The following is a 13,576-nucleotide window of genomic DNA, read 5'->3' as shown; positions in this document are numbered from 1 at the left end:
TATGCCTGTTCTTTTCACTCAGACCAGCCCGGCTGGCCAGCCATAGGAGGCGAGTATGCTCGACGAAGTGTCCACATCCATCCCGGATATGGGTCGCGCCTATTACGACCCGCTGGTGCAGGACGCCGGCAATGGACTGACGGGGCCCGGCGGGGCGCTCTATCGCTACGCCATCCGGCCTGAAGGCTATCGTCTGGACGAGAGCGATTTCATCGCCGACAGCTGGCAGCTCAAGCGCCAGCCCGACTACACGCCCGCCGAACATGCGCGCTGGAAGCTGCTGTTTGAGAACCAGCGCAAGATGCTGCCGGGCCGGGCCTGCAAGGACTTCATGGAGGGGTTCGAGCAGCTCGAGCACCTCTTCAAGGACGGCATCCCCAGCTTTGACGACATCAACGCCATCCTCAAGCCCGCCACGGGCTGGACGGTGGTGCCGGTGCCCGAGCTGATCCCGGACAACATCTTCTTCTGGCACCTGGAGAACCGCCGCTTCCCGGCGGGCGTCTTCATTCGCGGCGGCAATCCGAAAACGAAAAAGGTGAAAGAGGCCAATGAAGGCCGCGCGCCGGAATTCGTCGAATACACGGCGGTGGAGGACGACCTCTTCTACCTGCAGGAGCCGGACACCTTCCACGACATTTTCGGCCATGTGCCGATGCTGATGAACCCGTTCTTCGCCGATTACATCCAGGCCTATGGCGCGGGCGGGCGTCGGGCGATCGAGTATAACCGCCTGAAGAATTTCGGCTCGGTCTACTGGTACACGGTGGAGTTCGGCCTGATCCTGGAAGAGGGCGAATTGCGCGTCTATGGCGCGGGCATTCTGTCGAGCCCGGACGAGACCCTGTTCTCGCTCTACTCTGACAGCCCGCACCGCATCAAGATGGTGCCCGAGCGGGTCATGCGCACCGACTATGTGATCAGCGATTTTCAGGAAACCTATTTCGTCGTGGATTCCATCAAGGCGCTGTATGAGAGCACCGCCGGTCGCGATTTCACGCCGATCTACAAGAAGCTGCCCGCGGGCTTCACCTACGCCACCACCGCAGCGCTCGACACCGATGTGATCGTCACCGAGGGCACGCAGGAGTACAAATTCTGCGGCGGCAAGGGCAAACCCCGTGCGGTCGAGCACATGCAGGCAATCCGCGACGCGCACAAGCGGTAGGCTGTCAGTCCGGGCCCACAAAAAAGCCGGCGGATCGCTCCGCCGGCTTTTTCATGTTCAGGACCAGACCCCTAGTCCATAGTCGGGATGATGAAGGCCTGATCGGACACCTGACCGGACGGCCAGCGCTGGGTCACCGTCTTGATCTTGGTGAAGAAGCGCACGCCTTCCATGCCGTGCTGGTTGGCGTCGCCGAACGAAGACCGCTTCCAGCCGCCAAAGGTGTGATAGGCCACCGGCACCGGGATCGGCACGTTCACGCCGACCATGCCCACATTGACCTTGGAGGCGAATTCCCGCGCGGCGAGGCCGTTGCGAGTGAAGATCGCCACGCCATTGCCGTACTGGTGCTCGCTCGGCAGCTTGGCGGCCTCTTCAAGGTCCTTGGCGCGCACGATCTGCAGCACGGGGCCAAAGATTTCTTCCTGATAGGTCTTCATGTCGGCGGTGACATGGTCAAACAGGGACGGGCCGATGAAATAGCCGCTCTCATGGCCTTGCAGCTTGAAGTTCCGACCGTCGATCAAGAGCTTCGCGCCCTCGTCCACGCCCATCTGGATGTAGTTCTCGACCTTTTCCTTGTGCGCCTGGGAGACGACCGGACCGTACTGGGCCTCGGGATCGGTGGAGGCGCCGGGGGTCAGCTTCTCGATTTCCGGGATCAGCTTTTCCAGAAGGCGATCGGCGGTGTCATCACCGACAGGAACGGCGACGGGAAGCGCCATGCAGCGTTCGCCCGCCGAGCCATAAGCGGAGCCGACGAGGTCCTGCACGACCTGATCGAGATCGGCGTCGGGCAGGATGATGCCGTGGTTCTTGGCGCCGCCCATGGCCTGCACGCGCTTGGCGTTCGCCGTGCCGCGCGAATAGACGTACTGGGCGATGTCGGAGCTGCCCACAAAGCTCACCGCTTTGATATCGGGGTGATCAAGAATAGCGTCCACTGCTTCCTTGTCGCCATGGACGACGTTCAGGATGCCGTCGGGCAGGCCCGCTTCCTTCATCAGTTCGGCCAGGCGCACCGGCACGGACGGGTCCTTCTCGGACGGTTTGAGAATGAAAGCGTTGCCGCAGGCGATGGCCACGCCGAACATCCACATCGGGATCATGGCGGGGAAGTTGAACGGGGTGATGCCCGCCACCACGCCCAGGGCCTGACGCATGGAATAGACGTCGATGCCCGGGCCGGCGCCTTCGGTGTATTCGCCCTTCATCAGGTGCGGCACGCCGCAGGCGAACTCGATCACTTCGAGGCCGCGTTGCACATCGCCCTTGGCGTCAGCGACGACCTTGCCGTGTTCGGACGACAGCAGCACCGCCAGCTCGTCCATGTTTTCTTCGAGCAGTTGCTTGAACTTGAACATGACGCGGGCGCGGCGCTGCGGGTTCACCGCCGCCCAGTCCGGCTGCGCCGCCTTGGCGATGGCGACCGCTTCATCGAGCTCCTTCACGCTGGCCAGCGCGACCTTGGCCTGCACCTCGCCGGTATTGGGGTCGTAGACGTCGCCAAAGCGACCCGACCCGCCGGGGACGGCCTTGCCATTGATGAAGTGGTGGATATCGCGGTGAGCGGACATGGGGCTTCCTCCATCAGGCCGGTCTCGCGTGGACGCCGGCTCGTTTGATTGATTGAGGCAGGGTGTAACGCCCGGCAAGGCGGGTTGTCGAGCGCTCAGCGGCGTTTGTGAGCGTCTAGCGCGCCGACAGCGTGGCGGGCAGGCCGTCCGTGATCTCGCCGCGCCAGCCCTCTTCGCTGGCCAGACCCGTGAACAGGCTTGCGCCGCTGGGGTCATAAAGGCTCAGCGTGCGATCCGCATCCCGATAGCTCCAGAAACTCGTCTGGGAGACGCTGGCGGGGCAGCTGGGCATGGCCGTGGCGAAGCCCGAGGCGTCGCGCTGGTCCAGATTGGTCTCGGGCAGCGGCGCGGCTGTGGCGTCCAGCAGGATCTCGCAGCTCTGCACAGGCGTGGTGAGCGTATAGACCCCGCCCTCCGGCGGCGCGTCGGCCAGCGCCATGAAGGTCAAAAGGACAGTCAGACTTGTCAGCATCATTATTCTTCCCCTCCGGGACGCACCCATCCCCCATGGGTTCCCTCTTGCGCCCAGTATAGGCGGACAAGCCGTCCCTCGCCATTCACGCCTGCAATCGCGGTCGGTTGAATGGCGCCTGCCCGCCAGAGCAGGGCGCCCTCCGGCGTCAGGATGTCGAAGAGGGACTGATCATCCGCCGGTCGGCGCCAGCGGCTCGCCCCGGACCAGGGCGGCGCGCAGTCGCGCGTCTCGACCGGCCCTGAAGCGCCTTCGGCGTCGCTTCGACCCAGATGCAGCATGCAACCTGAGGCGCCCACGCGCCAGTCGCCCAGGAACCAGTCCGGGGACAGGCCCTGATCGGATCGGGGCAGCCGCGGCGTGAGGGTATTGTCAGGAGGCGTTCCCTGTATCTGCACCCGGTCCGGGGACGGCGCCCCCGCACAGGCGCAGAGCAGGCCGGCGATTGAGACAAAAATACAACGCAGCAGCATGGAATACGCCTTTCGCGTGTGTGTCAGTGAGATGAAGCATTTCCCTGTGCGTCGGCCAGTGTAGCTTACCGGACTGAAAAACAGGCGATCAAATCGCCGGCTTCGATACGCACGGGGAATGCACATGAAATCGATCAAAGCTCCGCTTCTGGCGGCGACCTCATCCGTGATGCTCGCCATGGCCATGACCGCGTCTGCAGACGCCATCCCGTTCCGCGATGATGTGGGGGATGAGGGCGCCCAGCAGTTTGCGCAGGGCTGGGACGGCGTCGTCCAGATCTATCTGTGGAACCGGGTCTCCGGGCAGATCTCGTTCAACTGCACCGGCTCCATGATCAATGCGCGCACCGTGATCTCGGCGGCGCACTGCTTCGACGCCTATCCTGAACAGGTCTATGCTGATGGTCCCGGCTCGCTGACGCCGATCATCGCCTATGGCCCGGACACCTTCGTGCCGCTCTTCAACTGGATCAATACCGGCCAGCAATTCGTCGATGATCTCAACGGCTTGTCCTTCGGCGTGGATCTGATGATGCACCCGGACAGCGAAGTGAACGGCGTGAACACCTTCCCCGCCGCGGATGTGGCGATGATCGCGCTCTCCAACCCGCTCTACACGCTGCCGACCTACGGCATGCTGTTCAGCCCGATCCCCGAGGATGTCTTCAATGAAGGCGTTCTGGTCAATCAGATCGGCTATGGCACCTTCCATCCCGGCTCGGACAGCTCGATCGGCTCGATCAATGGCCGCCGTCGCGCGGGCGAGAACATGCTGGGCCTGCTGGCCTCCCAGAGCGACTTCTTCCAGGCGCTCGCCGGAGAAGGCGCGGGCTCGCCGGTGCCGAGCGACAACCAGCTGCTGTACTGGACCGATTTCGACCTTCCGGGCCGCACCGGAACCTGCACCCGCGCCAATCTGGGCCCGACGGGGGAAGACAGCATCTTCTGCGATGACAATGTCCCCGGCGACGGCGTGCGTCTGGACGGCGACACCGTGGTGCTGCCTGGCCCGTCGATCGACTATTTCCCGGGCGACGCGCTGCCGAATGAAGTCGCGACCGGCGGCGGGGATTCCGGCGGTCCGCTGATGGCCATGAACCTCTTCAACAATCCGTTGATCCTGGGCGTGCTGTCGGGCGGCTTTGTGGACGGCTTCTTCCACAGCTCCGGCCAGAGCTATGGCGAGGTCAGCTATTACAATCCGCTGTTCACCTATCATCAGTGGATCAGCGAGAATAACCCCTACAAATACGTCAGCGCGATGGCGGGCGACGGCCTGTGGTCGGATGGCGACCACTGGGTGCAGGGGCTCGATCCGAACTATTTCGTCTACAATGAGGACGGCGAGATCGTGAACGGTCTGCCCGATGGCGACGAAGGCGGTCTGGGCCAGCGTCGCCCGATCGAGGGCATCGTCTTCGACACCCCGGTCGCGGACACCGATACCGGCGATAATCCGGCCGGAACCGGCGCCGGCATTGGCGGCGACCTCGTCAACTTTGCTGCGAACGGTGTCGTGGCGACCTTGCCTGAAGGTCTCCGCGACGGCGCCGCCGGCTCTGCATGGGCCGCTCCGGAAGCGGCGACCGCCCAGACGGTGTCCGGCCTGATCCAGACCCTGACCGGGCCCGGTTACACCGGCTTTGTCCCGAGCAATTATTATGGCCGCCCGAACGCGCCGGCCTTCGAGGATCCGGCGCAGTTCTTCGACGTCACCCTCGCGGCGGCGGGCACCACCACCTTCGATCTCGACTTCGCCGAGATTGATAATCTGACCCTGGCGGGCGGCGATGCGCGTCTCGTGATCAATGAGGACACGGATCTGACCAGCCTGATCGGCGTGAACGTCATCGCCGGCGAGCTGGAGGTGAATGGCGGCTTGCTGACCCGTGAGCTGATGCTGTGGACAGGCATGCTCAGCGGTTCCGGCATTGTCTCCCTGTTCGATCTCAACGCCTTCGTCGGCAATGGACAGATCCTTGACGGCGCCCTGTTCAATGTGGGCGGCGTGGTGACGGCCGGCGCTGTGGGCCAGACCGGCTCGCTGACCATCCAGGGCGATTACATCCAGACCTCCGGCGGCGTGCTGGGCGTTGACTGGAGCGCTGATGGCGCTGACCTGCTGGTGGTGAATGGCGATGTGTCGCTGGGCGGTCTGATCGCGGTCAACCCGCTGGATGGCTATGTGCCGACCTATGGCGATACGCGTCGCATTCTGAGCTTCGCGGGCGAGCGCGTCGGCGAGTTCGACGGCGATAACCTGCCGGGCGTGCTCTATCTGGCCACGACCTATGGCGCCGGTTTCGTCAACGTCACGGTGGAGGCGGAATCCTTCTCCACCCAGGCCCAGTTCCAGAACGGCGCTCAGAGCGGCATTGCCGCGCGTCTCGATAATGCCCGCGAGGGCAGCTATGACGCCCTGTCCAACCTGTATGCGCCCATCGACGTGCTGTCGGGCGAGGATCTGACCTCGGCTTTCGAGAATCTCGTCCCGCACGAGCATTACCAGCTGCGTCGGGCGTCCGAGGCGCATCTCGAGCTGTTCGCCAACCAGATGCGTGATGTGGCGCTGGGTCAGGGCCGCGCGGAAGCGTCCGGTCAGGCCATGGCCGCGGGCTTCACCGCCCGGCTGATGGGCGGCGATCAGACGGCGCGTCTGGATGACGCCTCGCTGGCGATTGCAGCCGACCAGGCTGCGGGCGGTCCGAACATCCAGGATCAGGGCAATGGCTGGCGCCTGTTTGGCGCAGCAGGCGCCACGGACGGCGAACTGGACACCACCAATGTCAGCTCCAGCGAGCTTGAAGGCAGCTACGGCTTTGTCGGGTTCGACTATCAGACCCGGAACTGGCTGCGCGTCGGCGCGACCCTGGGTTACGCCAACTCCGAGGCGGAAAGCCTTCTGGTGGGCGGCGGTCAGGCCCGCAGCGATGTGGACACCCTTCAGGTCGGCGTTTTCGCGCTGGCCCAGCAGGGCGGCCTGACGGCGATGCTCTCCGCCTCCCATGCCGGTCACACTGCAGACAGCGACCGCACCGCGGTCGTCGGCGGTGCGAGCTTCCGCACCACGGGCGGCCAGGACGGTCACACCAATGCCGTGACGGGCGCCCTGGCCTATGACCTGTCGCCGGTCGAAGACGCGCTGAAGCTGACCCCGATCGTGAGCGCCACCTGGTCCGAAACCCGGTTTGACGCGGGTGAGCAATCAGGCTCTGTCGCCTCCATGACGGTCGATCCCAGCGAGTATGTGGAGCTGGTGGGCCGCGTCGGCCTGGCGGCGAGCACGCAGTTCCGCCTGGGCGCCGCCGTGCTCGAGCCGCGCCTGTACGCCGGCATCGCGGCGGACGCCCGCGGTTCGGATGAAGCGGTGATCGCTTCGCTCAACGCGGCCTCCGGCCCGATCGTGATCGATCCGGTCAACACTGAGGACAATGACTGGTCCGAGTTCTCGCTGGGCGTCACCGCCCATCTCGACAGCGGTCTTGCTGTCGCGATCAGCTATGACTCCCTGAACGATCGCCGCGGCGTTCTGGATACCGAGACCCTGTCCGTGGGCGCTCGCTTCCGCTTCTAGGCGAACGGGCCTGCAGGTCCATGATCAGCCGCCCCGGCCTGGCCGGGGCGGCTTTTTCATGACCGTTATGACGGGAACCAGCGTTGCGTCCTGTTGGCGAAGGCGACCAGCGACAGCATGACCGGCACCTCCACGAGCACGCCCACCACGGTGGCCAGCGCAGCGCCGGAATTCAGGCCGAACAGCGAGATCGCCACAGCGACCGCCAGCTCGAAGAAGTTCGATGTGCCGATCAGGGCGCAGGGGGCGGCGATGCTGAACGGGGTGCGCGCCAGCCAGGCCGCGCCATAGGCGATGGCGAAGATGCCATAGGACTGGATCAGCAGCGGCACGCTGATCATGGCGATCACGACCGGTTGGGTCAGCAGGGTGCGGCCCTGAAAACCGAAGAGGATCACCACGGTCGCAATCAGTCCGACAATTGAGAGCGGCTTGATCCGCGCCGTGAACGCGTCGACTGCAGCCTCAGCATCCGGCAGCGCCAGACCGCGCGTCAGCATGTGGCGGACGATTGCGCCGGCGCACAGCGGCGCAATCACATAAAGACCGACCGAGATCAGCAGCGTGCTCCACGGAACACTGACCTCCGTCACGCCCAGTAACAGCGCCACGATCGGGGCGAAGGCGAACACCATGATCACATCATTCGCAGCCACCTGGACGAGGGTGTAGTTGGCGTCTCCCCGCGTCAGTTGGGACCAGACGAAGACCATGGCGGTGCAGGGCGCTGCGCCCAGAATGATCAGTCCGGCGATATAGGCCTGGGCGTCCTGCGGCTGCAGGAAGGGGGCGAACACGAATTCAAAGAAGAGGACGGCCAGCCCGGCCATGGTGAAGGGCTTGATCAGCCAGTTCACAACGAGCGTGATGGCGAGGCCCTTGGGCCGTGCGCCGATCTGGCGCAGGCTTCCCAGATCAATATTGACCATCATGGGGAAGACCATCAGCCAGATCAGAAGGCCCACCGGCAGGTTCACCCGGGCGATCTCCAGGCTCGCCAGAGCGGCGAAGACGCCCGGCGCCAGCGCGCCGAGCGCCGTGCCTGCAAGAATGGCGACGCCGACCCAGACCGACAGCCATGTTTCAAAAAAGCCGATTCCGCCCGCCGGGCGTGCGTCAACTTGGGGTTCTGGTCGGCTCATCAGGCGGCCTCGTGCGCGGCTTTCAGGATTTCGAGACGCTGCTCATCGGATGCCGGGACAATGCCGGCGTCGAGGCAGGCCTGGATGCGGGACTTGAGCGCCTGGAAGGTGGCTTCAAATGCGGCTTCGGCCTCCGGCCCGGCCGGCAGGCTCGCCGGATCGGGCAAACCCCAGTGCACCCGCACCGGGGCGCCCGGCCAGATGGGGCAGGGCTCGGAAGCGGCGGAATCGCACACGGTGATCACCACATCCATCTGCGGCGCCGCATCGCCTTCGAATTCGCTCCAGCTTTTCGAGCGCAGACCCTCGATGGGCAGGCCATGACGCGCCAGCGTCTCAAGGGCGTAGGGATTGGGCGTCCCGGAAGGTTTTGACCCTGCAGAGTAGGCTGTTACGCTCCCCTTGCTCAGGGTCGACCACAAGGCTTCAGCCAGGATCGAACGCGCTGAATTCCCGGTGCACAGAACTAATAATTTCATGACGCGGCGCTCCGCTTGGTTGGGGCTGTCTGGGCCTCTATACTGCGAGGCCTCTATATTTCAGGATAAGTTGAAATGAAAGAGCTGAAATTGACCCCGGAGCTTGCCGCGAACCAGTTCGGCGCGCTGGCGCACGAGACGCGACTGACCGTGTTCCGCGCCGTGATGAGCGCTGGGCCGGACGGGGTGTCCGCAGGAGATCTGGCGGATCAGGCGCAAGTGACGCCCAGCAATCTTTCGGCGCATCTGACCGTGCTGGTGTCTGCGGGCTTGCTGCATGTTCGCAAGGAGGGGCGCCGCCGCTTCTATTCCGCGACCCTGCCGGCGGTGAGCGGCCTTCTGAACTTCCTGATCGTGGAATGCTGTGACGGCAATCCTGAAATCTGCGATCTCGCAGTCTCTGATCTCAACGGCTTGCAGAAAGCCGCCTGCTAGCCTGTTCTGGCGGCATGACAGAATCTGATCCCTTGCCCTCCCACATTGTCGACCAGCTCATTGAGGAGCGGGCGGTCCGCCTGTCCGCCAACCCCCGGCTCTGGCCCTGGGTGAAGCGCATCTTCTATCCGCTGCTGGGCTATCGCAGAGCGTGCGAGATTGCCGATGCGCTGGCGGACAAGTCCGGCCGGGAGGCGATGGACTGGGCGCAGGATTTTCTGAGCATGCGGACGGTGGAGACGGGGATCGAACATGTGCCCGAGACCGGTCCCTGCGTGATCACCGCGAACCATCCCGGCGGCATTGCTGACGGCATCGCAGTCTGGCAGGCGCTCAAGGCGCGGCGACCCGACATGGTGTTCTTCGCCAATCGCGACGCCATCCGCGTCTGTGAAGGGCTCGCGGATGTGGTGATCCCGGTGGAGTGGCGCGAGGCGCATCGCAACCGGGAAAAGACCCGCGACACGCTCAAGCGCGCCATCACCGCCTTTCAGGAGGGGCGCTGCATCGTGGTGTTCCCCGCGGGCCGCATGTCGGCCTGGGATTGGCGCAGCCTGAGTCTGCAGGATTCCGACTGGCAGCCCACAGCGCTCAGCCTGGCGCGCAAATACAGGACGCCTGTCGTCTCGCTTGGCGTGCGCCAGCGCATGTCGCTCTGGTTCTATTCGCTCGGGCTGATCCATGAGGAATTGCGCCACATGACCGTGTTTCACGAGCTTCTGGCCAAGAAGGGCGCGCGCTATCGCCTGCTTTTTGGCGCCCCCATGGACCCGCTCGAGCTGGCGGGAGATGAGCAGACCGCCAGCGAGACCCTGCGTCGTTGCAGCCAGGGCCTCGCCAAACAGGCGTAAGGCTCAGGCTTTTATGCCCTGACGGCCTGCATTTGTGACATGATCAGGGTGTAAGGAACACGCTGAACGGGTCGGGCGACGGGACGGGTATGAAAACAGACGCCTATATCAAGCGCTTGAGCGCGGATCTGGAGCAATGGGTCCGCAAGGGCTTCATTGACGAGGCGACCGCGAAGACGCTGCGTGAGCATGCAGGCGCAACGCCGCCCTCAACCTCGTCCTCGCCCATCCTGACCAGTCTGGCGGGCCTCGTCATCGGCCTGGGCGTTCTGACAGTCATCGCCGCGAACTGGTCGGCCCTGACCGGGGTGATGCGTCTGGGCCTTGTGGGCGTGTTGATCAGCGCCGCCATGCTGTCCGCGGGCTGGCTGCGCGATCGCGCCCTGACCCTGCCGTCCAACATCCTCGCCGCGATTGCGGTCTTGTTGACCGGCGGCGGCGTGATCGTGATTGGCCAGCTCTATCACGCCAGCGCCACCAACGCCGCCTTTCTGGGCCTGTGGACCGGGCTGGGCCTTCTGATCAGCGTCACGCAACGCTCGCCGTTGGCGGCGGCGGGAACCGCGCTTCTGGCGCTTGTATGGAGCCTGTTTCACTTTGGCGAGACGGGCGAACTCACGCGTCTGCCCGAGCCGATCTGGGCTCTGCCGGTGCTCGCCATTCTGGGCGTTCAGGGGTTCAGATGGCGTTCGCTTCTGGTGCTCAACATTGTGGCCCTGACCGTGATCGCTTGGGCGAGCTGGAACCTGACCGAACTCGTGCTTGAGCAATTCACGTCGGAAAAGGACGGTCGTGTCGCCTACGCCTTGTTCGCCCTGTGGGCGGGTGTCGCGATTGTTCTTGAAGGCGTGGTGCGAGCCAGACCGGTTTTCGCGCTGAGAAGCCTTGCAGGCTGGGCCAGCTGGGCCGCCATGGTGTTCCTGCTGATGGGGCTAGGGACGGAGCGTGTTCTGGACAGCGGCTTCATGGCGATCATCGCCATCGCCAGCCTCGCGGTCTTCTCCGCGCTCACCGCCTATGGCGCCGCGCCGGGGCGGCGCTGGTTTCGCGGCGCCGGGGTGGTCGGGTTTATCGGTGCGGCGATCATCCTGTTCACCTATTCCACCAACCTTGTCACCGCCGGCTTCACCCTGATCGTCTTCGGGGCCGCGCTGACCGCCCTGCTGTGGTTCACGCGGCGCAGACAGGCGAAGACCGGGGAGCAGGCGTCATGATCGGGATGTCTTATCTGGCGTGCGCCGCACTGGGCCTTGCCGTCATTCTTGCGTTTCTGGGCTGGATGACGGTCCGCCATGAGCAGGCGCGGTCGTCCGGGGTTGAAGTGGTGCTCCAGACCTACCCTATAGATCCGCGCGACGTGTTTTTCGGCCATTACGCCGTTTTGAGCTATCGCGATTTCGGGACCAGCGATGTGCCGCTCGGCTGGCCTCTCGAGCAAGGCCTGGAGCCTGGCGATACGGTGTATTTTGCCCTGACGCCTGCCGGCGAATTCCATCAACCCGGCGAGGCCTTTGCGAGTCCTGAAGAGGCCCTGTCGCAAGGCGGCCCGGTTCTGAAGGCCTATCTGCATACGCCGTATGTGCCCGAAGGCGAGACGCCGGATGTCTATTTCGCCCGGTTCGATCTGCCGCGTCAGTATTTCGCCGACCCGGAGACGGCGCTGGCGCTTCAGGAAGACTTTCAGACCGCGACCCAGATGCAGGGACAGCGCAATAACTGGGAGCATTGCCGGGATCTGCAGCAGTCTGATCCTGAAGGGTTTGAACAGGCCTGGCGGTGTGACGATATCGACCTTGCTGACGAGCCTACGGCGGATATCCCCCAATACGGCGTGATCCTGTCGGTCTCCGACACCGGCGAGGCCGTCATCAAGGGGTTGTATCTCGATGGCGAGCGGGTGATCGACACCCTGACCGGGCCCAGACTGGTGCGGGCGCGCGACGAATAAAGAAAACGCCCCGGCCAGAGGACCGGGGCGTTCTGCGTTCGACGGTTGATCGCGGGTTCTAGACCTGACGCTCGACCATCAGATCCTTGATCTTGCCGATGGCCTTGGCGGGGTTCAGACCCTTCGGGCACACATTGGCGCAGTTCATGATGGTATGGCAGCGATAGAGCTTGAAGGGGTCCTCAAGATCATCAAGGCGCTCGCCGGTCGCTTCATCGCGGCTGTCCGCAATCCAGCGATAGGCCTGCAGCAGGGCGGCCGGGCCCAGATACTTGTCCGAGTTCCACCAATAGGACGGGCAGGACGTCGAGCACGAGGCGCACAGGATGCACTCGTACAGGCCATCCAGCTCCTCGCGGTCTTCCTGGCTCTGCTTCCATTCCTTCTCGGGCTCCGGCGTATCGGTCTTGAGGTAGGGTTTGATGGATTCGAGCTGGGCGTAGAAATTGGTCAGGTCCGGAATGAGGTCGCGAACCACTGGCTGGTGCGGCAGCGGGGCGATGGTGATCGTCCCGTTATGCTCATCAATGCCGTTGGTGCAGGCGATGGTGTTCCGGCCGCCAATATTCATGGCGCAGGAGCCGCAAATGCCTTCGCGGCAGGAGCGGCGGAAGGCCAGAGTGGTGTCGATCTCGTTCTTGATGAAGAACAAGGCGTCCAGGATCATCGGGCCGCACTTGGAAGTGTCGACGTAATAGGTGTCCCAGGACGGGTTCTCACCGGTTTCAGGGTCGTAGCGATAGACCTTGAAGGCGCGCAGATTCTTCTCATCCGCGCCTTCGGGCTTGGGCCACACCTTGCCCTTTTTGACCTGGGAGTTTTTCGGCAGCGTCAGTTGGACCATGGGGTCGTTCCCGCTTTCTAGTAGCCAGTGAGCGTGGGCGGGGTCTTAGTAGACCCGCGCCTTCGGCTCGATATAGGCGATGTCGTTGGACAGGGTGTATTCGTGAACCGGGCGGTCATCGAGTTTGACCGACCCGTCTTCATTGATCCACGCCAGGGTGTGCTTCATCCAGTTCGCGTCATCGCGATCGGGATAATCTTCGCGCGCGTGCGCGCCGCGGCTCTCGGTCCGGGCGGCGGCGGAGTTCACCGTCACCGAGGCCTGAGCGATGAGGTTTTCAAACTCCAGCGCTTCCACCAGGTCCGTGTTCCAGATCATCGAGCGGTCGTTGACGCGAATATCGGCTGCACCCTTGTAGACCTCGGCGATGCGGGTGACGCCCTCGTCGAGGACTTCCTGGGTGCGGAACACCGCGCAGTTTTCCTGCATGGCGCGCTGCATGTCCAGACGCAGGGTGGCCGTCTTGGTGCCGCCATCGGCGTGACGCATCTTGTCAAAGCGCGACAGGGTGTCTGCGCCCGCCTTCTCCGACAGTTCAGGCTGGCTGGCGCCCGCTTCCACGGTCTCGCCGCAGCGCAGGCCGGCCGCGCGGCCGAACACCACGAGGTCGATC

The 13,576-nt window shown here is 64.1% G+C and carries 12 protein-coding genes and 1 pseudogene; 6 read left to right on the top strand and 7 right to left on the bottom strand.

Translation table 11 applies throughout. The features are described from left to right. Positions 1 to 55 precede the first annotated feature (55 nt). On the top strand, positions 56 to 1,168 hold the full coding sequence (locus tag B2Z70_RS10110; RefSeq protein ID WP_292982991.1) for a phenylalanine 4-monooxygenase: 1,113 nt from the start codon (positions 56 to 58) through the stop codon (positions 1,166 to 1,168). A gap of 71 nt (positions 1,169 to 1,239) precedes the next feature. Here B2Z70_RS10110 and B2Z70_RS10105 read toward each other — a convergent pair whose 3' ends face one another. From B2Z70_RS10105 to B2Z70_RS10095, 3 genes are all read right to left on the bottom strand, one after another. Then, positions 1,240 to 2,745, bottom strand: a complete 1,506-nt coding sequence (locus tag B2Z70_RS10105; protein ID WP_009802258.1) for a CoA-acylating methylmalonate-semialdehyde dehydrogenase — start codon at positions 2,743 to 2,745, stop codon at positions 1,240 to 1,242. Between the two features lie 115 nt (positions 2,746 to 2,860). After that, positions 2,861 to 3,220 (bottom strand): hypothetical protein, encoded by a 360-nt coding sequence (locus B2Z70_RS10100; protein ID WP_292982989.1) that lies wholly within the window; start codon positions 3,218 to 3,220, stop codon positions 2,861 to 2,863. Further along, the gene (locus B2Z70_RS10095) at positions 3,220 to 3,690 is read right to left on the bottom strand and encodes a hypothetical protein (protein ID WP_292982987.1); all 471 of its coding nucleotides are present in this window, start codon (positions 3,688 to 3,690) and stop codon (positions 3,220 to 3,222) included. Before B2Z70_RS10095 ends, B2Z70_RS10100 begins: the two co-directional genes overlap by 1 nt. A gap of 124 nt (positions 3,691 to 3,814) precedes the next feature. On the opposite strand from B2Z70_RS10095, the gene B2Z70_RS10090 reads away from it, so the two are divergent. Further along, the gene (locus B2Z70_RS10090; protein WP_292982985.1) at positions 3,815 to 7,264 is read left to right on the top strand and encodes an autotransporter domain-containing protein; all 3,450 of its coding nucleotides are present in this window, start codon (positions 3,815 to 3,817) and stop codon (positions 7,262 to 7,264) included. Positions 7,265 to 7,329: 65 nt separating this feature from the next. On the opposite strand, the gene arsB is transcribed toward B2Z70_RS10090, so the two are convergent. Both arsB and B2Z70_RS10080 read right to left on the bottom strand, forming a co-directional pair. Continuing rightward, the gene (gene arsB, locus B2Z70_RS10085) at positions 7,330 to 8,406 is read right to left on the bottom strand and encodes an ACR3 family arsenite efflux transporter (RefSeq protein WP_292982983.1); all 1,077 of its coding nucleotides are present in this window, start codon (positions 8,404 to 8,406) and stop codon (positions 7,330 to 7,332) included. Further along, on the bottom strand, positions 8,406 to 8,885 hold the full coding sequence (locus B2Z70_RS10080) for an arsenate reductase ArsC (protein ID WP_292982981.1): 480 nt from the start codon (positions 8,883 to 8,885) through the stop codon (positions 8,406 to 8,408). Before B2Z70_RS10080 ends, arsB begins: the two co-directional genes overlap by 1 nt. 75 nt (positions 8,886 to 8,960) lie before the next feature. Here B2Z70_RS10080 and B2Z70_RS10075 point away from each other — a divergent pair, with 75 nt between their 5' ends. The 4 genes from B2Z70_RS10075 to B2Z70_RS10060 all read left to right on the top strand — a co-directional run bounded on the left by B2Z70_RS10075 (position 8,961) and on the right by B2Z70_RS10060 (position 12,119). Continuing rightward, on the top strand, positions 8,961 to 9,320 hold the full coding sequence (locus tag B2Z70_RS10075; RefSeq protein WP_292982979.1) for an ArsR/SmtB family transcription factor: 360 nt from the start codon (positions 8,961 to 8,963) through the stop codon (positions 9,318 to 9,320). Between the two features lie 14 nt (positions 9,321 to 9,334). Further along, the gene (locus B2Z70_RS10070) at positions 9,335 to 10,171 is read left to right on the top strand and encodes a 1-acyl-sn-glycerol-3-phosphate acyltransferase (protein WP_009802251.1); all 837 of its coding nucleotides are present in this window, start codon (positions 9,335 to 9,337) and stop codon (positions 10,169 to 10,171) included. A gap of 89 nt (positions 10,172 to 10,260) precedes the next feature. Next, positions 10,261 to 11,385, top strand: a complete 1,125-nt coding sequence (locus B2Z70_RS10065; protein ID WP_292982976.1) for a DUF2157 domain-containing protein — start codon at positions 10,261 to 10,263, stop codon at positions 11,383 to 11,385. Further along, a complete protein-coding gene (locus B2Z70_RS10060; RefSeq protein WP_292982974.1) occupies positions 11,382 to 12,119 on the top strand; it encodes a GDYXXLXY domain-containing protein in 738 nt (245 codons plus the stop codon). The genes B2Z70_RS10065 and B2Z70_RS10060 overlap by 4 nt, the downstream gene beginning before the upstream one ends. A 58-nt stretch (positions 12,120 to 12,177) precedes the next feature. Here B2Z70_RS10060 and B2Z70_RS10055 read toward each other — a convergent pair whose 3' ends face one another. Next, positions 12,178 to 12,963, bottom strand: coding sequence for a succinate dehydrogenase iron-sulfur subunit (locus B2Z70_RS10055; protein ID WP_009802248.1), 786 nt, complete (start codon positions 12,961 to 12,963; stop codon positions 12,178 to 12,180). Positions 12,964 to 13,008: 45 nt separating this feature from the next. Then, positions 13,009 to 13,576 (bottom strand): annotated as a pseudogene (locus B2Z70_RS10050) (succinate dehydrogenase/fumarate reductase flavoprotein subunit); the annotation flags it as partial.

It is taken from the genome of Oceanicaulis sp. UBA6590, from assembly GCF_002433705.1.
GTDB lineage: Bacteria > Pseudomonadota > Alphaproteobacteria > Caulobacterales > Maricaulaceae > Oceanicaulis.
This window is presented reverse-complemented; position numbering and strand designations above follow the sequence as displayed.